Below are 22,795 nucleotides of genomic sequence, written 5' to 3'. Positions count from 1 at the left end.
ACCGCCGGCCTTCAAGCGCCGCTGGTGCGGGACTTGGCGGGTTTGCCGCCTTTCGCAGGCTTGCCGGTAGCCGCAGCCTTGCGGGCGGCGCCCTTGCCTGCCGTGCCGCGCGCCGAACCCTTGGAAGCCCTGGCCGACTTGGCCGCGCTGGTCACGCGGCGCTGCGCGCGGTCGGCCGCCTGGACCTCGGCCAGTTCGTCAACCGCCTTCGTTTCACCCCGCGCCGGAGTGCGCCCCTTGACCGGCGGTCGATCAGCTTCGTTTTCGCGGATCATGCGGAAGTCGATGCGGCGACCGTCCAGGTCCACGCGGCTGACCTGGATGCGCACCCGTGCACCGATGGCGTAACGCACGCCCGTGCGTTCACCACGCAACTCCTGGCGCGCCTCGTCGAAGCGGAAGTACTCGCCACCCAGCTCGGTGATGTGCACCAGGCCGTCGACGTACAGCGCGTCCAGCGTAACGAACACGCCGAAGGTCGTCACTGCGCTGACGGTGCCAGAGAATTCCTCGCCCAGGCGCTCGCGCATGTAGCGGCACTTCAGCCAGGCTTCGACGTCGCGCGAGGCTTCGTCCGCCCGGCGTTCATTGGCACTGCAATGCGCGCCCGCACCGTCCCATGCCGCCTGCTCGGCGGCAGACACCCTGGGCGGCTTGGTCGGTGGCGTGCCGGGCTTGGCGCCCGCGACCAGCGAGCCGCTGCTCAGCTGAAAGCGCTTGCCCTGCAGGATGGCCTTGATGACCCGGTGCACCAGCAGGTCGGGGTAACGGCGGATCGGGCTGGTGAAATGGGTGTATGCCTCATACGCCAGGCCGAAGTGGCCGCCGTTGTCGGGCGTGTACAGCGCCTGCTGCATCGAGCGCAGCAGCATCGCGTGGATCTGCGCCGCGTCAATGCGGTCCTTGGTCGCCGTCGCGATGGCCTGGTATTCGGCCGGCGCCGGATCCTCGCTGATCGTCATGCCCACGCCGACGCTTTTGAGGTAGTTTTGCAGCGTCAGGCGCTTCTCGGGCGTGGGGCCATCGTGAACACGGAACAGGCTCGGATGCTGGGCTTGGGCAATGAAGTCCGCCGCGCAGACGTTGGCCGCCAGCATGGCTTCTTCAATCAGCCGGTGCGCCTCAGTGCGCACCCGCGGCACGATCTTCTCGATGCGACCGTTTTCGTCGCAGACGATTTGCGTTTCGGTGGTTTCGAAGTCCACCGCACCGCGCCGCTGACGCGATTTCAGCAGTGCGCGATAGACCTCGTGCAGGTGCAGCAGGTGCGGCAGCACCGCGGCACGCTTCGCAGCCTCCGGGCCACGGGTGTTGCCCAGCGCCGCGGCAACCTCGGTGTAGGTCAGCCGCGCCTGCGAGCAGATCACCGCCGGGTAGAACTGGTAGGCCGTGACGTCGCCATGCTCGTCGACCAGCATGTCGCAGGCCATCGTCAGGCGGTCGACTTCCGGATTCAGCGAACACAACCCGTTGGACAGCTTCTCCGGCAGCATCGGGATCACCCGGCGTGGGAAATAAACCGAGGTCGCGCGCTCGTAGGCGTCCACGTCCAGCGGCTCGCCCGGCTTCACGTAGTGCGACACATCGGCAATGGCGACGATCAGGCGCCAGCCGCTCACCGCTGTGCGACCACGGCCACTCTGGTAAGGCTCGCAGTAGACCGCGTCGTCAAAGTCGCGAGCGTCTTCGCCGTCGATGGTGACCATCGGCACGTCGCGCAAATCGATGCGCTGCTTCAGGTCGACCGCGCGCAGCTTGTCCGGCAGTCCTGCCGCCTGGGCCAGCGTTTCGGCCGAGAAGCGGTGCGGCACCTCGTACTTGCGCACGGCTATCTCGATCTCCATGCCCGGGTCGTCGATCTGGCCCAGCACCTCGGTCACGCGGCCCACCGGCTGCGAATACATCGAGGCCGGCTCGGTCAGTTCCACCGCCACGACCTGCCCGGCCACCGCATTCGCAATCCCGTTTTTCGGGACCAGGATGTCCTGGCCGTAGCGCCGGTCTTCCGGCGCCACCAGCCAGATGCCGTTTTCCTGCAGCAGGCGGCCGATGATGGGCGTCTTGCGGCGCTCCAGGATGTCAACGACCCGCCCTTCGGGCCTGCCCTTGCGGTCCAGCCTTGCCACGCGCACGAGCACGCGGTCACGGTGCAGCACGGCCCGCATTTCCTGCGGCGGAAGATAGATGTCGGGTTCTCCGTTGCCACGCTGCACGAAGCCGTGTCCGTCGCGGTGGCCGAGGACGATGCCCTCGATGTCGTTCAGCATGGCGCCTGCCGTCGCGGCGGCGCTTGTATTGTTTTTGGCTTTAATGGTATAGTCCTATCTTTCGGCTGGACGCAATGCGCAGCCGAGATCTGTGCAGTGAAACGTTCTTGAATATGCTGTTTCAAACGGCCTTCCAAAACGTACTGCGCATGCCCAGGTGGCGGAATTGGTAGACGCACTAGTTTCAGGTACTAGCGGGTAACTCCGTGGAGGTTCGAGTCCTCTCCTGGGCACCAAGCATAACAAGAACGAAGAAGAACAAAAAAGGCCGGCACGAAAGTGCTGGCCTTTTTGCTTTGCGCCTTCGTGCCTTGTGCTTTCATCTTCAGGGCGGCGTGCATCGCACGCCGCCGAGTGCGAGTCCAGGTCCAGCTCAGACCGCAAATGCGAGTCAGACTGCAAACTTCTTCGCCAGCCCTTCGGGCCTCAGGCTGTCGTACTCTTCGAACGGCTGGTGAATCCAGGGGCTGGTTGCCAGCATTTCGACGTAGTAGTCCGGCATGTAGCTGGACACGGCCTTGGTCCAGATGACCGCGGAGCGCAGCTCCTGGATCTGCGGCAGGCCACGCAGCCTGTCCACCACGGCCTTCAAGGTCTCGCCGGAGTCGGACAGGTCGTCCACCAGCAGCACCCTGCCCGCCAGCTCACCCTTGGGCATGGTGATGTACTTGGCCATGTCCAGCCGGCCCTGGATGGTGCCGGCTTCGGCCCGGTAGGAACTGGTCGACATGATGGCCAGCGGCTTGTCGAAAACACGCGACAACACGTCGCCCGGACGCATGCCGCCACGCGCCAGGCAAAGGATCTGGTCGAACTGCCAGCCCGACTCATGCACCTGGATCGCCAGGCGTTCGATCAGCAGGTGGTAGTCGTCCCAGGACACGTACAGGTGTTTGCCATCGTCAGTCAGCATGCGGTCTCCGGCGGGTTGGCGGTGGGCAATGAAAAGGCGATCAGGATCACATCAGGCCTGGTACGGATGGCGCAGCAGGATGGTGTGGTCGCGGTCCGGGCCGGTGGACACCATGTCGATCGGCGCGCCGATGTGGGCCTGCACTCGCTCCAGGTAGCGGCGCGCGTTTTCCGGCAGCTTGTCCCATTCGGTGATGCCGAAGGTGCTGCCTTCCCAGCCCGGGAAGGTCTCGTACACCGGCTCGCAGGCGGCAATGTCGTCCGCGTCCAGCGGCAGGATGTCGATGGCCTGACCGTCCAACCGGTAACCGACGCAGACCTTGATCTCGCTCAGGCCGTCCAGCACATCCAGCTTGGTGATGCACAGGCCGGACACACCGTTGATGATGATGGAGCGCTTCAGCGCTGCCGCGTCCAGCCAGCCGCAGCGGCGCGGGCGGCCGGTCACGGTGCCACGCTCCTGGCCCACGGTCGACAGGTGATGGCCAACGGTGCCCGGCTCGTCCATCGGCAGCTCGGTCGGGAACGGACCGGAGCCCACACGCGTGGTGTATGCCTTGGTGATGCCCAGGATGTAGTGCAGCATCTGCGGGCCAACGCCCGAGCCCGCGGCGGCATTGCCGGCCACACAGTTGCTGGAGGTCACGTACGGGTAGGTGCCGTGGTCGATGTCCAGCAGCGTGCCTTGCGCGCCCTCGAACAGGATGTTGGCGCCAGTCTGGTGGGCCTTGTGGATCAGGTAGCCCACGTCGGCCATCATGGGCTTCAACACCTCGGCCATCTTCATCGCCTGGTCGAAGATGGGCTGGAATTCCAGCGCGCTGCCCTTGAGGTAACCAGTGAGCGCGAAGTTGTGCAGTTCCAGCAGTTCCTTCAGCTTCTTCGCGAAGCGTTCCGGATGCTTCAGGTCCTGCACGCGCAATGCGCGGCGGGCGACCTTGTCTTCGTAGGCCGGGCCGATGCCCTTGCCGGTGGTGCCGATCTTGCCGGCGCCACTGGTTTCGCGCATCGATTCACGCGCCTTGTCGACCTCGACGTGGAACGGCAGGATCAGCGGGCAGGACTCGCTGATGAACAGCCGCGAACGCACGTCCAGACCCGCCTTTTCCAGGCGCTCGATCTCGCTGAGCAAATGCGTCGGGTCGACCACCACGCCGTTGCCGATGTAGCAGGCCACGCCGTCGCGCATGATGCCCGAAGGGATCAGCTGCAGCGCCGTCTTGACGCCACGGATCACCAGCGTATGGCCCGCGTTGTGGCCGCCCTGGAAGCGGGCCACGCCCTGGGCGTGGTCGGTCAGCCAGTCGACGACCTTGCCCTTGCCTTCGTCGCCCCATTGGGTACCGACGACAACGACGTTGCGGCCGCGCAAGATGGTCGCGGCTGAAGAATTGCCTTGTTGCATGGCGTTCTAGCGAGTTCTCAAAAGTTGTTCATCTCGGTGCAGCGGCGGTTTCGCCAAAGGCTCAAAGCGCGCGCAACACCCACTGTCCGTCGACCTCGCACAGCGCACGGTCGCAGTTGAATTCTTCGGTCTGGTCGGCGTGGCCCGGCAGCATGCAGACCACTGTTTCGCCCTGGGTGCGCAAGGCACGCACCGCCGCTCGCAGGCCCGGATCTTCGCCCCAGGGCGCACGCACGGCAGCGTGCGGCGGCACGCTGCCTGCCACGCTGGCGAGGTTCTTCAGGTCCAGGCTGCAGCCGACCGCCGGTCGGTTGCGGCCGAAGACCGCACCCACCTCGTCGTAGCGCCCGCCACGCACCAGCACATTGGGTGACCCATGGCCATACACCGCAAAGCGGGTGCCGCTGTAGTACGCGTAGCCGCTCATGTCGGAGAGGTCGAAGCCGACCCGGACATCCGGATAGGCCTGGCGGATGTGGCCCGACAGCCAGGCCAGATCATCCAGCGCCGCATTGATGGGCGCGCGCGCCGGCAGGCGTTTGCGGGCCTCGGCCAGCACTTCGTCGCCGCCGTAGAGGTCCAGCAAGGCAGCCAGGCCATCGCGCGTGGCCGCCGGGCAGTCGCGGGCGATCTGGCGCACGGTGCTGCCATCCTTGGCAGTCAGCGCGGCGACCAGTTCGGTCAGCGCCATGGTGTCCAGGGTCACGCCGGCCAGCACCGAACGCACCACGCGGGCGTCGCCCAGGTCCAGCATCAGGCCCGACAGCTTGGCAGCCTGCAGCCCGTCCAGTGCAAGTTCGATGATTTCGAGGTCGGCTTCCAGGCCTGCGTGGCCAAACAGCTCGACACCCAGTTGCAGCGGCTCGCGCGTGGCGTGCAGGCCGGCCGGGCGGGTGTGCAGCACGGGGCCGCAATAGCAAAGACGGGTCACGCCTTCGCGGTTCAGCAGGTGGGCGTCAATGCGCGCAACCTGGGGCGTGGTGTCGGCCCGCAGTCCGAGGGTGCGGCCGCTGAGCTGGTCCACCAGTTTGAAGGTCCGCAAGTCCAGCGCGCGGCCGGTACCGGAAAGCAGGGACTCCAGGTGTTCGAGCAAGGGCGGCATGACCATCTCGAACCCATATGCGCGCGCCAGATCCAGCCACTGGCGGCGCAATTCCTCGATGCGCCTGGCCTCTGCGGGCAAGACGTCAGCAATGTGCTCTGGCAACAGCCAAGCAGAGGACATGAAAATGCACCGGGGGTTAAAACCGGCATTGTACAGGTCACCCCCTACAAACGAAGCCGGTCGCGCCGATGCTGGTCAGCTTCGGAACAGCAGCAACAGCACGAGGCCCAGCACCATGCTGCTCAGGCCCAGGAATCGGATCTGCTTGTCGCCCAGCTGCGTGGCCCGCAGGAACAGCTCCCGCCAGATGCCTGGATTGAGGAAGGGCAGCAAGCCCTCCATCACCAGCATCAGGGCCAGCGCGGTCCACATCACGTCACTCATGCGCCCTCACCCGCCTCCATCGCCCCGCATCGCCAGAGACCCAGCCGGCCCAGGCGCAGGCTTCACTTGCGCGCCGGTGACGCCGCCGGAGCCGCGCCGGCACCGCGCATGGCCTTGAAGAAGTCAGAGCTCGGGTCCACCACCATCACGTCATTGCGACTGCGGAAGCTGGAGCGGTAAGCCTCCAGGCTGCGGTAGAACTGCGCGAACTGTGGATCGCGGCTGAACGAGGCGGCATACAGGCTGGACGCCTCGGCATCGCCCTCGCCCTTGATCTTCTGTGCGTCACGGTAGGCCTCGGCCATGATCACCTGACGCTGGCGGTCGGCATCGGCGCGGATCTTTTCGCCTTCGGCCTGGCCTTGCGAGCGCAGCTCGTTGGCCACCTGCTGCCGCTCGGACTGCATGCGGCGGTAGACCGAGTCGGTGATGCTGGCGACGAAGTCAACGCGCTTGATGCGCACGTCCTGGATCTCGATGCCGAAGGACTTGGCTTCGTCGGCCAGGCGGGCCTTGACGTCGCTCATCACCTTCTCACGCTCGGTGGCCAGCACGCCGCCAACGGTGCGCTTGGTCACCTCTTCATTGAAGGCCGCCTGCACGACCGGGCTCAAGCGGTTTTCCAGGCTGCGCATGTCCACGCCGTTGTTGCGAATGAACTGCCGCGGCTCGGTAATGCGCCACTTGATCAGCCAGTCGATCACCAGGCTCTTCTTCTCGGCCGTGAAGATGGGCCGGGTTTCCGGGCTGTCCAGGGTCTGGATGCGGCGGTCCAGCATCACCAGGTTCTGGAACGGCGGCGGCAGCTTGAACTTCAGCCCGGGCTCGACGATGACTTCCTTGATCTCGCCGAGCGAATACACCACGGCGATCTGCCGCTGGTCCACCACGAAGAGCATGGACGAAGCCAGCATCAGCGCGACCAGCACGCCACCTGCAATCAGTGCTAAACGATTCATGTTCAGGTTCTCGTTTTTCTAGGCAGGCCGTGACTCAGCGCGACTCGCGGTCGCGCGAACGGGCGCTGTCGCGGACGCGGTTGTCGCTGGCGGCCGGTACGTCGGACTGGACTGCCGTGGCCGGCGCGGAGGTCGCCCCCGAAGCCGAGCCGACCGCGCCGCCACCTGCTTGCTGCATCAGCTTGTCCAGCGGCAGATACAGCAGGTTGGAACCGTTGCGGCTGTCCACCATGACCTTGCTGACGTTGCTGTAGACCTCGCGCATGGTGTCGATGTAGAGCCGGTCGCGTGTGACGGCGGGTGCCTTCTGGTATTCGGCATAGACGGAATTGAAGCGCTGCGAATCGCCTTCGGCGGTCGCGATCACGCTGGCCTTGTAGCCCTCCGCCTCCTCGTGCAGCCGCGCGGCCGTACCCTGCGCCTTCGGGATCACGTCGCTGGCGTAGGCCTGGCCTTCGTTCTTGAAACGGTCGCGGTCGGCACCGGCCTTGAAGGCGTCGTCGAACGAAGCCTGCACTTGCTCGGGCACCTGCACGTTCTGCAGGTTCACGTTCTTGATCAGCACGCCGGCCTCCAGCTTGTCGAGCTGGGCCTGGACGGACTTGACCAGCTCGGCGGCGATCGCGTCACGGCGCTCGTAAAGCACCTGGTCGACCCGGCTGCGGCCGACGATCTCGCGCACCGCAGATTCAGCCGCCTGGCGCACCGCTTCGTCGGTGTTCTTGTTCTGGAACAGGTATTGGCGCGCATCCTTCAGCGTGAACTGCACGGTGAAGCGGATGTCGACGATGTTCTCGTCCTGCGTCAGCATCGAGGAGTCACGCAAACCGGTCGCCTGCGCCACCGATTGACCCCCGACCTCGACCGAACGCAGCTGCGTGGTCGGCACGATCTCGTGCGCCTGGACGGGATACGGCATGCGCCAACGCAGACCCGCTTCCAGCGTGCTGCTGTAACGGCCAAAAGTGGTCACCACGGCCTGGTGGCCTTCCTGCACGATGAACACGCCGCTGCCGGCCCAGATCAGCACCACCACCGCGGCGATCAGGCCGACGCCGATGCCGGCACTTTTCATGTCCGGCTGGAAGCCGTCCGGCCCGCTGCCGCCCGGTGGCGTGGACTTGCCACCAAACAAGTTGGACCACTTGCGATTGAAGTCGCGCCAGAGCTCGTCCAGGTCAGGCGGGCCGTCGTTGCGGCCATTGCTCAGCACCACGGTCGCGCCGGCCGGGCTGGGCCGCTTGCGCTGCAACGAGCCGAGCAACAAGGCCTGGCTGGCACTTGCCAGGGCTGACAGTCGGCCGAAGAATCCGGCCCGTTGGGGAAGTTCACGCATGGTCATGCCATTCGGAGAAAGGTCGGAAAACGTCAGGAGGAGCTCAAGCGCCGTCGTGGCCGGTCAGTCTACCGGCCAGGCGTCGTCGGATTCACCTTCGCCGCGCACCGCCGCCACCGCCCGCCCATCAGGCAAGGTGGTGACGACGCCACGCGGATTCAAGTCGGGTGCAGGTGCGGCGTACTCGGCAATCAGCTGGCGCAGCAGGTCCAGGCCCTCGCCGGTCCTGGCGCTGACAAACACCCGTGGCACACGTTGGCCGTTGGCACGCGTCAGTTCATCGCGAAGCTGGCGCGGCCGCTGGCTGGACTCGATCATGTCCAGCTTGTTGTAGACCAGGACCTGCGGCAAGCCGTCGGCACCGATTTCTTCCAGCACCCGTTCGACCTCGGCCTGCTGGTCCTGCAGATGCGGGCCAGCGGCGTCGATCACGTGCAGCAGCACATCGGCATCCGCCGCCTCCTGCAGCGTGGCGCGGAAAGCCTCGACCAGCTTGTGCGGCAGGTCGCGGATGAAGCCGACCGTGTCGGACAGCGAGACCGAACGCCCGGCTTCGCCGAGGTACAGCGAACGTGTCGTCGTGTCGAGGGTCGCGAACAGCTGGTCGGCAGCGTAGGTGCGGGCCTTGGTCAGCGCATTGAACAGCGTGGACTTGCCGGCATTGGTGTAGCCGACCAGCGAGACGCTGTAGGTGCCGCTGCGCTCGCGCGCGCGCCGCTGGGTGCTGCGCTGCCGCTTGACCTTGACCAGCCGCTCCTTGATCGCCTTGATGCGGTCGCCGATCATGCGGCGGTCCAGCTCGATCTGGGCTTCGCCAGGGCCACCGCGCACACCGGTACCACCTTGCTGGCGCTCCAGGTGGCTCCAGCGCCGCACCAGGCGGGTCGACAGGTATTGCAGCCGAGCCAGTTCGACCTGCAGCTTGCCTTCGTGGCTCTGCGCGCGGGCCGCGAAGATCTCGAGGATCAGCGCAGTGCGGTCGGACACCGGCACGCCGAGGTGGCGCTCCAGGTTGCGTTGCTGCGCAGGCGACAGGGCCTGGTCGAAGATCACGCCGTGGGCGCCATGGGCCTGCACCAGCAGCTTGATCTCATCAGCCTTGCCTGAACCGACAAACAGCGCCGGGTCCGGCGACTTGCGCCTGGCGACCACGCGCGCGACAGCCAGGTCGCCAGCCGATTCGGCCAGCAACGCCAGCTCATCCAGCGTGGCCTCAAAAGAAGAACCCGGACCCAGGTCCACGCCCACCAGCACCGCGCGGGGCTGGTTGGCATTGACCTGGTCCGGGGCGGACGCGGGGGCGCTCACGGCATCATCCGGTGGCGCCGGTCGGCAATGAGGAAACGGGGAAAGGGCTTCAGTTGGTTTCGCCCGCGTCAGCGGCGTGGAAGTTGACCGCGCGGCCCGGCACGACGGTGGAAATGGCGTGCTTGTAAACCATTTGGGTCACGGTATTACGCAGCAGCACGACATATTGGTCGAACGACTCGATGTGCCCTTGCAGCTTGATACCGTTGACCAAATAAATGGACACCGGCACATGCTCCTTGCGCAGGAGGTTCAGGAAGGGGTCTTGCAGGAGTTGCCCTTTGTTGCTCACGATATGCTCCGTGTTGGAAAGATGAAGACGGCTTGCACGTTAACACAGGCCGCCCGGCGCCACATTGCGTGGCACCAAGAGTCAGTGTTCGTTTTCAGCAAATGGGTTCCCTGAAAGTTTCATCTGAATGCGCAAAGGCGTGCCCACCAGCTTGAAATGTTCCCGGAAACGCCCTTCGAGATAGCGTTTGTAGACTTCGGTGACGTGCTCCAGCGAATTGCCGTGGATCACGATGATGGGAGGATTCATGCCCCCCTGGTGCGCATAACGCATCTTCGGCCGGTAGGCCCCCACGCGCTTGGGATTCTGGTGCTCCACCGCCTCATGTAAAAGGCGCGTCAGCACGGGCGTGGGCATCTTGCAGGTGGCGGACGCATGCGCGTCGGCAATCGCCTTCCACAGCGGGCCCAGACCCTGGCGCCGCAGCGCCGAGATGTTCAGCAGCGGAGCGAACTTCAGGAAGGCCAGACGGGACTCGATCGAGCGCTCCAGCGTCTGGCGCTGGTAGCTGTCGATGGCATCCCACTTGTTGATGGCAATCACCACCGCCCGTCCGGAATCGAGGATGTAGCCGGCGATGTGCGCATCCTGCTCGCTGACACCCTGCGTCGCGTCTATCATCAGCACGACCACGTTGGCGTCGGCAATCGCCTGCAGCGTCTTGACGACCGAGAACTTCTCGATCGCCTCGAAGACCTTGCCCTTGCGCCGCAGGCCCGCGGTGTCGATCAGCTCGAAGCGCTGTCCGTCACGCTCCAGCGGCACCTTGATGGCGTCGCGCGTGGTGCCGGGCATGTCGAAGGCGATCAGGCGCTCCTCGCCCAGCCAGGTGTTGATCAGCGTGGACTTGCCGACGTTCGGCCGGCCGGCCACCGCCAGGCGGATCGGACCGTCGGCCTCGTCTTCGGGCTCATCCTCGTCCTCGGGAAAGTCTTCAAGCGCAGCTTCCAGCAGGCTGCGAATGCCCTGCCCATGCGCCGCCGAGATGGGGTGCGGCTCGCCCATGCCCAGTTCGTAGAACTCGGCCAGCAGTGGCGATTCCTGCATGCCTTCGGCCTTGTTCACCGTCAGCAGCACGCGCTTGTTGGCCTGGCGCAGGAAGCGGGCAATGTCGTGGTCCTGCCCGGACAAGCCGTTGCGCACGTCGACGACAAACACCACCACGTCGGCCTCGGCCACGGCCTGGCGCGTCTGGCGCGCCATTTCCTTGACGATGCCGGTCGTGCTGTCGGGCTCGAAGCCGCCGGTGTCGACGACGATGAATTCACGGTTGCCGAGACGGCCGTCGCCATAGTGGCGGTCGCGTGTCAGTCCGGAGAAATCGGCCACGATCGCGTCGCGGCTCTTGGTCATCCGGTTGAACAGGGTCGACTTGCCAACATTGGGCCGGCCGACAAGGGCAATCACGGGTTTCAAGCCAGGCCTCGGGTCAAATCAGTCATTCAGGACGGAAGCCGAACAAGCCGCCATTGCGGGTCGTCACGACCATCGTGGTGTCGGATAGCACCGGCACGCCGATCACCGCCGAGCCGTCGGTCGGCAGACGCAGCAGCGGCGTGCCGGCGTCACGCGACAGGAAGTGCACCTGGCCTTCGAAATCACCGAACACCACCGTCTTGCCGACCGAGATCGGTGCGCTCAGGCCGCGGTTCAGGAAGCGTTCGTTGGTCCAGACGGTGTTGCCGTCGCGACGGCGACGGGCGCTGATGCGGTCCGAAGCGTCTGCGCTGAACACGTAGTCAGCATCGGCCGCCACGCTTTGCACGCCGCCGCCGGGCATGGTCCACAGCACTGCGCCACGGTCCGCATCGACGCAGCCGACGCCGGTCTGGAACGCACGCATGCACAGCACATTGCCATTGCGGGCCGGCGGGCCGACCAGATCGGACAGGCGCTCGACCTCGTTGGTGCCGCGCGGCGTGGCCACGGTGGCTTCCCAGCGCACATTGCCCTGGGTCGGGTCCAGGCCCAGCAGACGCGAGCCCTGGGCGGCCAGCAGCGTGTCCTTGTAGGCGGCCAGCACCGAGGACTGGGCCAGCGTCAGCGCGTCGCCGGGACGGCGCAGCGTCCAGAGCTTGTGGCCGTCCAGCACGTCATAGGCCGAGACGGCGCGGTCCACGCTCATCACGAACACGCGCTCGCCCGCCACCAGCGGCGCGGTCACCACGCGGGCGTCCAGCCGAGCCTTCCACTTGTCCTTGCCAGCGTCCAGCACGACGAGTTCATTGTCCTGCGTGACCACCGCGGCAAAACGCCCGTCGCTGCCCACGCCGGCGCTGAGCTTGCCGTCCACCCGGGTGCGCCAGATTTCACGGCCTGTCGCGGCCTCCACTGCCACCACGCTGCCGTTGTCGGAGGCGGCGAAAACCTTGCCGTCGCGCACGACGGTGGCCATTGGGAAGCTGACATCGCTGCCCAGCGGCAGGCGCCAGACCTGGCGGCCGGCGATCTGCGGCTGGACCGGCTGCAGCGGCGCGGGCGGTGCCTTGTCGCTGGAGCAACCCGCCAGGCCGAGCGAGGCGGCGGCCAGCACGCCCAGCAAGCCACCGGACAGCCAGCGGTTCAGCGCGCCGTTCATTTGGCGGCCCCGGAAGCGGCCGGCGCAGGTGCGGCGGCCTGGGCGGTCAGCTTGGCGTCGATCACGCGGCGGTAGTCCTGCTTCTCATCCATCGCCTTCCAGGCCTTCTGCCAGGCGGCCACGGCCTCGGCCGTCTTGCCCTGGGCCATCAGCACGTCGCCACGCCTGTCGTCGGCCAGCGCGGCGAATTCGGGCGACTTCACGGCATCAACCTGCTTCAGTGCTTCGTCATAGGCCTTCTTGTCGATCAGCAGCGCGGCCAGGCGCAGGTGTGCCAGTGCCTGGTAGTCGTCGTCGCTGGCCTGCGTGGCCACCCACTCGAGCGTGGCCTGCGCGGCATCGGCCTGGCCCTTGTCGGCCTGGACATGCGCCGCCAGCAGGCCGCCTTGCTGGGCGAAGGTGGTGCGCGGGAAGCGCTGCTTCAGGTCATTGAAGACCAGTGCGGCCTTGGCGGCGTCGCCGGCCTGCACGGCATGGTCAAGTTCATCGAACATGGTGCCGGCCTTGGCGGCCTGGTCACGCTGGTAGTAGTTCCAGCCGTTCCAGCCGGCGAAGCCGGCCAGCACCAGCGTCAGCGTCCAGGTGATCAGGTTGCCATACTGCTTCCAGAACGCCTTGAGCTCGTCGAGTTGTTCTTGTTCCTGAAGGTCGAGATTGCTTGCCATGAACACGGCCCACGCGAGGCGGGCATAGAAATCGGAACCCGGCAGGGCCAGGGCGTTTTGGGATGCAGTTGGCGCTCGAAGCTTCAGGCGCCAACTGCGGATTATGCGTTGCCTGCAGGCCCGCGCAGCAGCCCGGCCCAGTGCTTCACATCGGCCAGCGGCTGCAGGCTTTGTTCCCCCGCCTCGCGCAACGGCTTCAGCGTGACCTGGCCCTGGCTCAACTCGTCGGCACCGAACACCAGCGCGTAGCGGGCACCGCTGGCATCGGCCTTCTTGAACTGCGATTTCATGTTGCCGCCACCCGCATGCATCTGCACCGCCACGCCTTCGGCACGCAAGGCTTCGAGCACCGGCAGCACCTGCGGCAGCGCTGCAGCATCAGGGATCACTGCATAGGCGTCCGCCGCGCCGCTTGGCACCGGCAGGCCCAGTTCCTGGATCAGCAGCAGCAGCCGCTCGATGCCCAGGCCAAAACCCACCGCTGGCGCGCTCTTGCCGCCCAACTGCTCGATCAGCCCGTCGTAGCGGCCACCGCCGCACACCGTGCCCTGCGAGCCCAGGTGGTCGGTGACCCACTCGAAGACGGTCAGGTTGTAGTAGTCCATGCCGCGCACCAGGCGGGTGTTGACGCGGTATTCGAGGCCGGCGGCGTCAAGGATCGCGCGCACCGCATTGAAGTGCGCCAGCGTCTCTTCACCGAGGAAATCCATCAGCTTGGGCGCGGCTTCCACCATTGCCTGCATTGCCGGATTCTTGGTGTCCAGGATGCGCAGCGGATTGCTGTGCAAGCGGCGCTTGGCATCTTCGTCCAGCAGCTCGGCGTGGGCTTCGAAGTGGGCGATCAAGGCAGCGCGGTGCGCCGCACGTTCTGCCGGCTGGCCCAGGCTGTTCAGCTCCAGGCGCACGTGGTCACCCTCCACCAGACCCAGCTCCTTCCACAGCCGGCGCACCAGCAGGATCAGCTCGGCGTCCACGTCAGGACCGGCAAAGCCCAGCGCCTCCACGTCCAACTGGTGGAACTGGCGGTAGCGGCCCTTCTGCGGCCGCTCGTGGCGGAACATCGCGCCCAGGGTCCACAGCCGCAGCGGGCCGTTGTAGAGCGCGTTGTGCTCGACCATTGCGCGCACGATGCCGGCGGTCGCCTCGGGGCGCAGCGTGAGCTGGTCACCGTTCATCGAGTCGGTGAAGGAGTACATCTCCTTCTCGACGATGTCGGTCACCTCGCCCAGGCCGCGCACGAACAGCGCGGTGGGTTCGACGATGGGCGTCAGGATGTACTGGTAGCCATAACGCGCCAGCACCGAGCGCACGGTGGACTCGAACCAGTGCCACAGCGCCGAGTCGGGCAGCTTGTCCTTGCGGGTCACGCTGCCCGGCAGGATGTCGTTCATCCCCTTGATGGCCTGTAGGGTCTTGCTCATGGTGGTTTGCAACAGAAATGGCAGCCTGAGCCCCGAAAGTGGGCTCGGCAAAGTCATGTAAAGCTTGCGCGGCCAGGCCGCGCAGGGTCAGCGAGCGAAGGCGCGTGGCAGCGTCAATGCGCGGCTGTCACGCTGCCGTAGCGGCGCTCGATGTACTGCTCGACCACCGTCTGGAACTCGGTGGCAATGCCCTCGCCGCGCAGCGTCATGGCCTTTTCACCGTCGATGAAGACAGGCGCGGCCGGCGCTTCGCCGGTGCCAGGCAGGCTGATGCCGATGTCGGCATGCTTGCTCTCACCCGGGCCGTTGACGATGCAGCCCATCACGGCGACCTTCATGCTCTCGACGCCCGGATAGCGCGACTTCCAGACCGGCATCTGCGCACGCAGGTAGTCGTCGATCTGCTTGGCCAGCTCCTGGAAGGTGGTGCTGGTGGTGCGGCCACAGCCGGGGCAGGCGGTGACGCTGGGATTGAAGCTGCGCAGGCCCAGCGACTGCAGGATTTCCAGCGCGACCACGACCTCTTGCGTGCGCGCCTCGCCGGGCTGCGGCGTCAGCGAGACACGGATGGTGTCGCCAATGCCTTGCTGCAGCAGCACCGACAGTGCCGTGGCCGAGGCCACCGTGCCCTTGGTGCCCATGCCGGCTTCGGTCAGGCCCAGATGCAGCGCGTAGTCGCAACGCTGCGCCAGCGCGGTGTAGACCGAGATCAGGTCCTGCACGCCGCTGACCTTGCAGCTGATGATGATCTGGTTGGCCGACAGGCCGATGGACTGCGCGTCGCGGGCGGAATCCAGCGCCGACTGGATCAGCGCCTCGTACATCACCTGCTTCACGTCCCAGGGCTTGGCGCGGTGGCTGTTGGTGTCCATCAGCGCGGCCATCACCTCCTGGTCCAGGCTGCCCCAGTTGACGCCGATGCGCACCGCCTTGTCGTAGCGGCAGGCGGCCTCGATCATCTGCGCGAACTGCTTGTCGCCCTTCTCGCCCTTGCCCACGTTGCCGGGGTTGATGCGGTACTTCGACAGCGTCTCGGCGCAGGCCGGATGCTCGGTCAGCAGGCGGTGGCCGTTGTAATGGAAGTCGCCCACCAGCGGCACGTCAATGCCCATGCGGTCCAGCTGCTCGCGGATGTGCGGCACTGCGGCAGCGGCCTCGGGCGTGTTGACCGTGATGCGCACCATCTCCGAGCCGGCAATCGCCAGCTCCTTGACCTGGATGGCGGTGCCGATGACGTCCACGGTGTCGGTGTTGGTCATGGATTGCACGCGCACAGGCGCATCGCCGCCCACCGTCACCACGTGCGATCCCCAGGCCACGCGGGCCTGGCGGCTGCGGCGCGCCAGCGGGCTCAGCACGGGGATGGGGGCTCTGTCGTCGGGCACCTCGACCTGATCACGCGCGGCTTGCTCAGTCATCTTCATCAACCTATTTCAGCTCGAGGCGGACCACGTTGTCCCGCGTCAGCGATTGCAACTCGATCGGCTTGCCGCGCAGCGTCAAGTCGGTGCCGACGGCATTGCCGATCTTCACACGCATCGGGAAAGCCCCGCTCAGCCCCACGGTATCGCCGGCGGCCACGGTGCGCGCGAGCAGCGTCTTGCCGCTGCCATCAATGACCTCGATCCAGGAATCCTGGCGCGCATGCAGTTGCAGCGGGCCAGCCGGGTCCAGGCCCGCCGAAGCGGCCGGTTGCGGTTTGCTTGCAGCCTCGACGGCGGCCAGTGCAGCCACGCTGCTTGCAGCGGGTTTGACGGCAGGCAACGCGGCGCTGGCCGGGGCCTGAGCCACCGGCGCGGGCTGCGACACCACAGGCGCCGGGCTGCCAGCATCACCGGCGAGCGGCAGATTGGGCTGCGGCACATTCGCCGGCGGCGCGTCGGCCATCGCCGGTGTTCCGGCGTCATGGGTGCCTGTGGCCTCAGCACCATTCGCTGCGCTGGCGGCACCGCTGTCGCCCACGGCCGATGCTGCGGCCACGCTTTCCGGCGCCGCCTGGGTCAGCCAGCGCCAGCCGGCGCCATCGCGTGGCAACAACCAGAGCGCCAGCGCGGCAATCACCAGCAGTGCGATCAGCCCCAGGAAAGCGCGGCTGGCCAGCAGTTGCTCGGCCGGCTCGCGCTTGCCGCCGCGCTCGCGGAACGGCGCATTCAAGCCGTTGCTCACATGCTCCAGCTTGTGCGCCTCGGCCCGCGGCAGTCGCGCCAGCACCGGTGCCGGGTCGATCTTCAGGGCGCGGCAGGCGGCTTGGGCCAGCGCGCGCACAAAGGTCGCCCCTTGCAGTTCATCGTAGCGGTCGGCCTCCAGCGCCTCCAGCTTGCGTGGCGCCACCTTCAGCTGCGTGGCCAGCGCGCCCAGGTGCAGGCCCTGGGCCTCGCGGGCCTGGCGCAACATCGCGCCTGGCGTGGCGTGCACGTCAGCGGCGACGGGGAGGCTGTCCGCCTCGTCTGGCTCACTCATCGAATCGACCCTTTTCGAACAGCAGGGTTTCGGGGGCTTCGGGGAAGCGACCGCGCAACTGGTTGCCCAGCACGCGCACCTGACTGTCCTGGCGCAAGCGATTCTCGACGCGCAAGGCCAGCCACAGCGACTGTGCGGTGACCAGGTTGTCCTGGGAATTCACGCGCCGGATGTAGAAACGCGCGCGCTCGAACTCGCCTTCCTTGTACAGCACCTCGGACAGGTTCACGGCCGTGGCCGGATTGGCTGGGTCGATCTCGTAGGCGCGCGAGAGCGTCTTCTCGGCGTCGGCCAGGCGGAAGTCACGGGCCTGGCAGACACCCTGGGCCAACAGGGCCCGCGAAGCGTCGCGCAGCTCGGGTTGGGCGACCAGGGTGTTGTACTGCGCGTCAGCCTCGCTGAAGCGGCGCTGCTGGCACAGGAACCAGCCGTAGTTGTGCATGGTGCTGAGGTCGCTGGGCGCGAGCCTCAGCGCATGCCTGAAGCTCTCTTCAGCCAGTTGCGGCTGGTTCAGGCTGGCGTAGATCAGCCCGCGCAGGTTGTAGGCCTCGACCGAAGTCGGCTTGGCAACGATGGCCTGCTTGACCTCGTCCAGCGCGGTGGTGTTCATGCCGCGGCCGAAATAGGCCTCGGCGAGCTCCATGCGCACCTTGGCGCGGCGGTCGGCATCGGTCTGGTCCGAAGCAGTCACCAGGTCCTTGCTGTCCCTGGGCTTATCAGCCACGCAGGCGGACAGACCCCAGACGAGCCCCGACGCCAATCCCCACATCAGCAGCCCCCGGCCCAGCGCGGCGCGCCAAGCAGCACGGCCATGGAGTACACCGTCTTGCGAACGGCCCTGTGCGGCGCCAGGAGCAAACATCATCGTAGCGGAGACCCCAGGGGAACAATGGGCACGGGCAGGCGCTTCATGCGCTCGCTCGCTCGGGTGCGGTCCTGCACTTCGCCAGCAAGCTGGCCACAGGCCGCGTCAATGTCGTCGCCGCGCGTCTTGCGCACGGTGGTCACCAGGCCACCGTCTTGCAGGATTTTCGCAAAGCGCATCACCTGCTCGCGCGGCGAGCGCAGCAGGCCGGATGCCGGGAACGGGTTGAACGGGATCAGGTTCAGCTTGCAGGGCACGCGGTTCGGGCCGCGGCCATTGACCAGCGCCAGCAGCGCGCGGGCGTGGTCTTCGGTGTCGTTGACACCGTCAAGCATGCAGTATTCGAAGGTGATGAAGTCGCGCGGCGCGGCTTCCAGGTAACGCAGGCAGGCCTGCATCAGCTCGGCAATCGGGTACTTGCGGTTCAGCGGCACCAGGTCGTCGCGCAATGCGTCGATCGGCGCATGCAGCGACACCGCCAGCGCCACCGGGCAGTCTTCGCGCAGGCGGTCCATCATCGGTACCACGCCGGAGGTGGAGACCGTGACGCGACGGCGCGAAAGGCCGTAGGCGTGGTCGTCCAGCATCACGCGCAGCGCAGGCACCAGTGCGTTGTAGTTCTGCAGCGGCTCGCCCATGCCCATCATCACGACATTCGTGATGGCCCGCTCGCCGGGCTTCAGGCCCAGCCGCTCGCGCAGCTTGTGTTCGGCCATCCAGAGCTGCGCCAGGATCTCGCCGGTCGTCAGGTTGCGGCTGAAGCCCTGATGGCCGGTGGAGCAGAAACGGCAGCCCACCGCACAGCCGGCTTGCGACGACACGCACAAGGTGCCGCGGTCGTCTTCCGGGATGAACACGGTTTCGACCGCGTTGCCGGCGCCGACGTCAAACAACCATTTGACGGTGCCGTCGGTCGAAATCTGCTCGGTGACGACGGGCAACGGGCGAATCTCGGCCTTGCCGGCGAGTTTCTCGCGCAGCGATTTGGCCAGGTCGCTCATGGCGGCAAAGTCTTGCGCGCCTCTTTGATGAATCCAGCGGAAAAGCTGGGTGGCGCGGAAGCGCTTTTCACCCAGACCTTCGCAAAACGCGGCCATGCCATCGAGATCGAAGTCGAGAAGATTGACGACGCCGGTCATGACGATGTGGCCGCTTGAGTTGACAGAAGAATCCAGCCCGCGATCAGCGCGAGTGGATGTTCATGCCGGGGAAGAAAAACGCGATTTCGACGGCAGCCGTTTCGGCAGCGTCAGAACCGTGCACCGCGTTGGCGTCGATGCTGTCGGCGAAATCGGCGCGGATCGTGCCCTTCTCGGCCTTCTTCGGATCGGTGGCACCCATCAGGTCGCGGTTCTTCAGGATCGCGCCTTCGCCTTCAAGGGCGGTGACCATCACCGGGCCGGAGATCATGAAGTCGACCAGGTCCTTGAAGAAGGGACGGGCGGCATGCACGGCGTAAAACGCTTCGGCATCGGCACGCGACAAATGCATCATGCGCGCAGCGATGACCTTCAGGCCAGCGCCTTCAAAACGGGCGTAGATCTGGCCGATGACGTTCTTGGCGACAGCGTCGGGCTTGATGATCGAGAGGGTGCGTTCGATGGCCATTTGATTTTTCCTTCAGGAGTAGTTTTCGGCGAGCGAAAGGACAAAGCCCACAATTTTAGCCTTGCCCCGTGAAACTGGAATAAGACGAAGCAGCCGCGGGGTCAATCCTGGCTTGCCTGAGCGTCGCCGGCTGCCCTCAAAAAGGGACCCGCGACACTCACCGGGCTTCAGCGGCCGCCTCGGCGACCACCACCACCGCCGCCGCCACCGTTGCCCCGGCCCTGCATCTTGCGGGTGAAGGCATCGGCACCGATGTAGCCGACCGAGGTTTGCATCGGATCCGGCTGGCCCTGGCCGCCACCGCCGCCGCCCTTGCCACCCTTGCCGTTGCGACCCTGGCCGGGGCCACGCCCGGTGTTCTGGACGAAACGCTTGTCGTAGGTCTGTTGCAGCGGATTCGGGATCGGGCCGTTCTCGAAATCGTGCTCGCGCGAACCGGCACGCTCGCGTTGGATGGCACGCTTGTCGTAGGTCTGCTGCAGCGGGTTCGGAATGCGGCTGGGATCGCCCGGCTCCCTGTCATCGCGCGGCAGCATCGGTTCACCCTGGTCACGGCGGTTGGCGTTGGGACCAGGGTTGTTGTTGCGGCCACGCGGGCCATCCGCCCGGGCCTCGTCGCGCCGGCCGCCTTGCTGCTGGCCGGGGCCGCCACGGGCCGGCCGACCGTCACGGCGGTCCTGCTGGCCACGGTTTTCGCCGCGTGGCTCCTGGCGCGGCTCACCACGCGGTTCCTGGCGACCCTCACCGCGCGCGCCCTGGCGCGGCTCGCCACGGCGCCCGTCCTGCGGACCATCCCGGCGACCCTCTCGCTTTTCAGGCCGACCCGCATCGCCGCGCGGTGCACCTTGCGACTGGCCCTGCTGGCCACCGGTCAGCTGGCGCAGCGCCTTCACGTCCATTTCGCCCAGGTCCACGCAGGCGCCGCGCTTCAAGCCGCGCGGCAGCACCACGCAGCCGTAGCGCACGCGGATCAACCGGCTCACCGCCAACCCGACAGCATCAAACAACTTGCGCACTTCGCGGTTGCGGCCTTCGGAGATCACCACGCGATACCAGCGGTTCACGCCTTCGCCGCCACCTTCCTCGATGGACTTGAACGCGGCCGTCTGACCCTCGATTTCCACGCCCGCCAGCAAGCGGTCCTTGGCCGGCTTTTCCAGCGTGCCCAGCACGCGCACCGCGTACTCGCGCTCCACGCCGAAGCGCGGATGCATCAGCTTGTTGGCCAGGTCACCGGAGTTGGTGAACAGCAACAGGCCTTCGGTGTTGATATCCAGCCGGCCGACCGACTGCCACTTGCCTTGCTGCAGGCGCGGCAGCTTGCGGAACACGGTGGGCCGCTGTTGCGGGTCGTCATGCGTGACGACCTCGCCCACCGGCTTGTGATACGCGATCACGCGCGGCGGCGGCGGCGCGATGCGCACGCGCACCGGCTTGCCTTCGATCGAGATGCGGTCGCCAAACGAGATGCGCATGCCTGTGTGCGCCACCTCGCCGTTCACCTCGACCCGGCCTTCCTGGATCATCTGCTCCATGTCGCGGCGCGAGCCGATGCCGGACTGCGCCAGCACCTTGTGCAGCTTGGGTGCGTCTGCATCCGGCAGCAGCACCCGCTTCTCGGCCAGCGCCTCGCCCTCAAACGGCGCCTCAGCTTCCGGCTCGGCATCGAACTCGCCCGACAGCAGGCTGGCAAACACCTCGCCGGCATCGACCGCGCTGGGGGCAGCAACCGGCAACCCGGCGCCCGCCGCCTCGCCTTCGCTGTCCGACTCCACCGCCTGCACCTCGCCCGGCGCAGCCTGCGCCTGATCCGCCCCCGCCTCGGCCCGACCGGCCCCCCGGCGCCCGCGCCGACGATTGCGCCCGCGCTCGGCAACCGATTCAGCCTCGGCCGAAGCCTCACCTTCGCTTGCCACGGATTCTTCGCCAGACGGCGCGCTGGCCGCCACATCGCCCCCCACCGCAGCCACCACGGGCGAGGATGCTTCAACCCCGGCCGGCGCAGCGACTGGCGCCGCCTCGGCCACAGTCGCCGCCTCGGCCACCGGAACCTGCGCCACCGCTTCGTCAGCCACGGCAGCCGCGGTCTTGCGCGGCGCCCGAGGCTTGCGCGGCGCGCGCGCCGGCGCAGCCGCCTCTTCGGCAACCACGGGTTCAGCCACCTCAGGCGCAGCCGTCACCTCGGGTGCAGGCTCCGCAGCTTCAACCGCCACCGCAGGCTTGCGGGTGCGGGTGCGCTTCTTCGGCGCTTCGGTGGTTTCGGGTGCCGGGTTGGCGGGCAAATCGTCGGGGGCGTCAGGTGCGTCGGAGTTCATGCTGGGAGTGCTAGGGCTTGGGCGGCGCGGCGGTCGCGTCGGGTTCGGGAGGAAGTTCCGAGGCGGCGGCAGGTGCCGGCGCGTCGAGGGAGGGTGCAGAAGAAGGCGGAAGGGATTCGCCGTCTTCGGATGAGGGGACCGTCAGTTCGGCCTGCAGGATGGGATCGGGGCTTGCGGTTTCAGCGGGCGTGGGCAGCGGCTCGTCCAGTGCCAGCGCGCCCTGCTCGACCAGCAGCTCGGGCTGCGCGGCCGCGAGGCTGGCCAGCGCGGCGTGGCCACCGCCAGCCGATTCCAGCAAGGGCAAACGATCCAGGCTTTCCAGCCCGAGGTCGTCCAGGAACTGCCGCGTGGTGGCATACAGCGCCGGCCGGCCCGGGGCGTCCCGGTGGCCGATGGCTTCGATCCAGTTGCGGTCTTCCAGCTGCTTCATGATCTGGCTGGACACCACGACGCCGCGAATGTCCTCGATGTCGCCGCGTGTGACCGGCTGCCGGTAGGCAATGATGGCCAGGGTTTCGAGCACAGCGCGCGAGTAGCGCGGCGGCTTTTCCGGATTCAGCCGGTCCAGGTATTCGCGCATTTCCGGCCGGCTCTGGAAACGCCAGCCTGAGGCCAGGCAGACCAATTCCACGCCCCGCCCCTGCCAGTCCCGCCCCAGTTCGTCGAGCAGGTAGCGCAGCGTGTCAGCACCGACCTGGTCATCGAACAACACCCGCAGTTCGCGCAGCGGCAAAGGCTGCGCCGCGCACACCAGTGCTGTTTCCAAAACGCGCTTGGCGTTCTCTGTATTCATGGACACACGTCGATGGACCAGGCCTTGGGACAGGCGGTTTTGTCGCCGCAGTGGGCGGACTGTTTCGGCATCAAAGGCTGCATGGGCAGACAGGCAAATACCAGCGGCCAGCCCCATCCTGG

General features: G+C 66.7%; 21 protein-coding genes and 1 tRNA gene. 2 read left to right on the top strand and 20 right to left on the bottom strand.

Annotation, left to right across the window (positions count from 1 at the left end; genetic code table 11):
- Positions 1 to 11: 11 nt before the first annotated feature.
- The gene (gene rnr, locus LRH25_RS26740) at positions 12 to 2,267 is read right to left on the bottom strand and encodes a ribonuclease R (protein WP_141286967.1); all 2,256 of its coding nucleotides are present in this window, start codon (positions 2,265 to 2,267) and stop codon (positions 12 to 14) included.
- Between the two features lie 151 nt (positions 2,268 to 2,418).
- Between rnr and LRH25_RS26735 the strand changes: the two genes are divergently transcribed.
- A tRNA-Leu gene (locus tag LRH25_RS26735) sits at positions 2,419 to 2,503 on the top strand.
- Between the two features lie 155 nt (positions 2,504 to 2,658).
- Here LRH25_RS26735 and LRH25_RS26730 read toward each other — a convergent pair.
- From LRH25_RS26730 to rlmN, 16 genes are all read right to left on the bottom strand, one after another.
- Positions 2,659 to 3,180 carry a phosphoribosyltransferase gene (locus tag LRH25_RS26730; protein ID WP_141286969.1) on the bottom strand — a complete coding sequence of 174 codons (522 nt, stop codon included), beginning with the start codon at positions 3,178 to 3,180 and terminating at the stop codon, positions 2,659 to 2,661.
- 51 nt (positions 3,181 to 3,231) lie between these two features.
- Positions 3,232 to 4,584 carry an adenylosuccinate synthase gene (locus LRH25_RS26725; RefSeq protein WP_211361342.1) on the bottom strand — a complete coding sequence of 451 codons (1,353 nt, stop codon included), beginning with the start codon at positions 4,582 to 4,584 and terminating at the stop codon, positions 3,232 to 3,234.
- 61 nt (positions 4,585 to 4,645) lie between these two features.
- Positions 4,646 to 5,809: an ATP phosphoribosyltransferase regulatory subunit gene (locus tag LRH25_RS26720; protein WP_141286971.1), complete on the bottom strand. Its 1,164-nt coding sequence runs from the start codon at positions 5,807 to 5,809 to the stop codon at positions 4,646 to 4,648.
- A gap of 75 nt (positions 5,810 to 5,884) precedes the next feature.
- Positions 5,885 to 6,073 carry a DUF2065 domain-containing protein gene (locus LRH25_RS26715; protein WP_141286973.1) on the bottom strand — a complete coding sequence of 63 codons (189 nt, stop codon included), beginning with the start codon at positions 6,071 to 6,073 and terminating at the stop codon, positions 5,885 to 5,887.
- Between the two features lie 62 nt (positions 6,074 to 6,135).
- The gene (gene hflC / locus LRH25_RS26710) at positions 6,136 to 7,032 is read right to left on the bottom strand and encodes a protease modulator HflC (protein ID WP_141286975.1); all 897 of its coding nucleotides are present in this window, start codon (positions 7,030 to 7,032) and stop codon (positions 6,136 to 6,138) included.
- A 34-nt stretch (positions 7,033 to 7,066) separates the two neighbouring features.
- Entirely contained in the window at positions 7,067 to 8,368 is a 1,302-nt protein-coding gene (gene hflK / locus LRH25_RS26705) for an FtsH protease activity modulator HflK (RefSeq protein ID WP_141286977.1), read from the bottom strand.
- 63 nt (positions 8,369 to 8,431) lie between these two features.
- The gene (gene hflX, locus LRH25_RS26700) at positions 8,432 to 9,676 is read right to left on the bottom strand and encodes a GTPase HflX (protein ID WP_141286979.1); all 1,245 of its coding nucleotides are present in this window, start codon (positions 9,674 to 9,676) and stop codon (positions 8,432 to 8,434) included.
- 49 nt (positions 9,677 to 9,725) lie between these two features.
- Positions 9,726 to 9,968 carry an RNA chaperone Hfq gene (hfq, locus tag LRH25_RS26695; RefSeq protein WP_141286981.1) on the bottom strand — a complete coding sequence of 81 codons (243 nt, stop codon included), beginning with the start codon at positions 9,966 to 9,968 and terminating at the stop codon, positions 9,726 to 9,728.
- Between the two features lie 81 nt (positions 9,969 to 10,049).
- Entirely contained in the window at positions 10,050 to 11,384 is a 1,335-nt protein-coding gene (gene der / locus LRH25_RS26690; RefSeq protein ID WP_141286983.1) for a ribosome biogenesis GTPase Der, read from the bottom strand.
- Between the two features lie 22 nt (positions 11,385 to 11,406).
- The gene (bamB, locus tag LRH25_RS26685; RefSeq protein ID WP_231012859.1) at positions 11,407 to 12,546 is read right to left on the bottom strand and encodes an outer membrane protein assembly factor BamB; all 1,140 of its coding nucleotides are present in this window, start codon (positions 12,544 to 12,546) and stop codon (positions 11,407 to 11,409) included.
- Positions 12,543 to 13,211 (bottom strand): YfgM family protein, encoded by a 669-nt coding sequence (locus LRH25_RS26680; protein ID WP_231012858.1) that lies wholly within the window; start codon positions 13,209 to 13,211, stop codon positions 12,543 to 12,545. Before LRH25_RS26680 ends, bamB begins: the two co-directional genes overlap by 4 nt.
- A 101-nt stretch (positions 13,212 to 13,312) precedes the next feature.
- Positions 13,313 to 14,632: a histidine--tRNA ligase gene (hisS, locus tag LRH25_RS26675; RefSeq protein WP_141290134.1), complete on the bottom strand. Its 1,320-nt coding sequence runs from the start codon at positions 14,630 to 14,632 to the stop codon at positions 13,313 to 13,315.
- 113 nt (positions 14,633 to 14,745) lie between these two features.
- Positions 14,746 to 16,050 (bottom strand): flavodoxin-dependent (E)-4-hydroxy-3-methylbut-2-enyl-diphosphate synthase, encoded by a 1,305-nt coding sequence (gene ispG / locus LRH25_RS26670; RefSeq protein ID WP_141290135.1) that lies wholly within the window; start codon positions 16,048 to 16,050, stop codon positions 14,746 to 14,748.
- Between the two features lie 10 nt (positions 16,051 to 16,060).
- Positions 16,061 to 17,092: a helix-turn-helix domain-containing protein gene (locus LRH25_RS26665; protein WP_231012857.1), complete on the bottom strand. Its 1,032-nt coding sequence runs from the start codon at positions 17,090 to 17,092 to the stop codon at positions 16,061 to 16,063.
- Complete coding sequence (gene pilW / locus LRH25_RS26660) at positions 17,085 to 17,861, bottom strand: type IV pilus biogenesis/stability protein PilW (RefSeq protein WP_141290516.1); 777 nt, start codon at positions 17,859 to 17,861, stop codon at positions 17,085 to 17,087. Before pilW ends, LRH25_RS26665 begins: the two co-directional genes overlap by 8 nt.
- Positions 17,862 to 17,953: 92 nt before the next feature.
- Positions 17,954 to 19,033, bottom strand: coding sequence for a dual-specificity RNA methyltransferase RlmN (gene rlmN / locus LRH25_RS26655; protein WP_231012884.1), 1,080 nt, complete (start codon positions 19,031 to 19,033; stop codon positions 17,954 to 17,956).
- On the opposite strand from rlmN, the gene LRH25_RS26650 reads away from it, so the two are divergent.
- Complete coding sequence (locus LRH25_RS26650; RefSeq protein ID WP_231012888.1) at positions 18,971 to 19,114, top strand: hypothetical protein; 144 nt, start codon at positions 18,971 to 18,973, stop codon at positions 19,112 to 19,114. The two genes, rlmN and LRH25_RS26650, sit on opposite strands and share 63 nt — an antisense overlap.
- Before the next feature lie 25 nt (positions 19,115 to 19,139).
- Here LRH25_RS26650 and ndk read toward each other — a convergent pair whose 3' ends face one another.
- The 3 genes from ndk to scpB all read right to left on the bottom strand — a co-directional run bounded on the left by ndk (position 19,140) and on the right by scpB (position 22,673).
- Positions 19,140 to 19,565, bottom strand: coding sequence for a nucleoside-diphosphate kinase (ndk, locus tag LRH25_RS26645; RefSeq protein ID WP_141290512.1), 426 nt, complete (start codon positions 19,563 to 19,565; stop codon positions 19,140 to 19,142).
- A gap of 167 nt (positions 19,566 to 19,732) precedes the next feature.
- Complete coding sequence (locus LRH25_RS26640; RefSeq protein WP_231012855.1) at positions 19,733 to 21,880, bottom strand: pseudouridine synthase; 2,148 nt, start codon at positions 21,878 to 21,880, stop codon at positions 19,733 to 19,735.
- Between the two features lie 10 nt (positions 21,881 to 21,890).
- Positions 21,891 to 22,673, bottom strand: coding sequence for an SMC-Scp complex subunit ScpB (scpB, locus tag LRH25_RS26635; protein WP_231012854.1), 783 nt, complete (start codon positions 22,671 to 22,673; stop codon positions 21,891 to 21,893).
- Positions 22,674 to 22,795: the final 122 nt, after the last annotated feature.

The sequence above is a fragment of the Ideonella azotifigens genome (genome assembly GCF_021043325.1).
Taxonomy (GTDB): domain Bacteria; phylum Pseudomonadota; class Gammaproteobacteria; order Burkholderiales; family Burkholderiaceae_C; genus Ideonella; species Ideonella azotifigens.
This window is presented reverse-complemented; position numbering and strand designations above follow the sequence as displayed.

Coding starts and splice junctions, on each gene's coding strand:
- rnr (WP_141286967.1), bottom strand. CDS start 2,267: ATGCTGAACGACATCGAGGGCATCGTCCTCGGCCACCGCGACGGACAC.
- LRH25_RS26730 (WP_141286969.1), bottom strand. CDS start 3,180: ATGCTGACTGACGATGGCAAACACCTGTACGTGTCCTGGGACGACTAC.
- LRH25_RS26725 (WP_211361342.1), bottom strand. CDS start 4,584: ATGCAACAAGGCAATTCTTCAGCCGCGACCATCTTGCGCGGCCGCAAC.
- LRH25_RS26720 (WP_141286971.1), bottom strand. CDS start 5,809: ATGTCCTCTGCTTGGCTGTTGCCAGAGCACATTGCTGACGTCTTGCCC.
- LRH25_RS26715 (WP_141286973.1), bottom strand. CDS start 6,073: ATGAGTGACGTGATGTGGACCGCGCTGGCCCTGATGCTGGTGATGGAG.
- hflC (WP_141286975.1), bottom strand. CDS start 7,032: ATGAATCGTTTAGCACTGATTGCAGGTGGCGTGCTGGTCGCGCTGATG.
- hflK (WP_141286977.1), bottom strand. CDS start 8,368: ATGCGTGAACTTCCCCAACGGGCCGGATTCTTCGGCCGACTGTCAGCC.
- bamB (WP_231012859.1), bottom strand. CDS start 12,546: ATGAACGGCGCGCTGAACCGCTGGCTGTCCGGTGGCTTGCTGGGCGTG.
- LRH25_RS26680 (WP_231012858.1), bottom strand. CDS start 13,211: ATGGCAAGCAATCTCGACCTTCAGGAACAAGAACAACTCGACGAGCTC.
- hisS (WP_141290134.1), bottom strand. CDS start 14,632: ATGAGCAAGACCCTACAGGCCATCAAGGGGATGAACGACATCCTGCCG.
- ispG (WP_141290135.1), bottom strand. CDS start 16,050: ATGACTGAGCAAGCCGCGCGTGATCAGGTCGAGGTGCCCGACGACAGA.
- LRH25_RS26665 (WP_231012857.1), bottom strand. CDS start 17,092: ATGAGTGAGCCAGACGAGGCGGACAGCCTCCCCGTCGCCGCTGACGTG.
- pilW (WP_141290516.1), bottom strand. CDS start 17,861: ATGTGGGGATTGGCGTCGGGGCTCGTCTGGGGTCTGTCCGCCTGCGTG.
- ndk (WP_141290512.1), bottom strand. CDS start 19,565: ATGGCCATCGAACGCACCCTCTCGATCATCAAGCCCGACGCTGTCGCC.
- LRH25_RS26640 (WP_231012855.1), bottom strand. CDS start 21,880: ATGAACTCCGACGCACCTGACGCCCCCGACGATTTGCCCGCCAACCCG.
- scpB (WP_231012854.1), bottom strand. CDS start 22,673: ATGAATACAGAGAACGCCAAGCGCGTTTTGGAAACAGCACTGGTGTGC.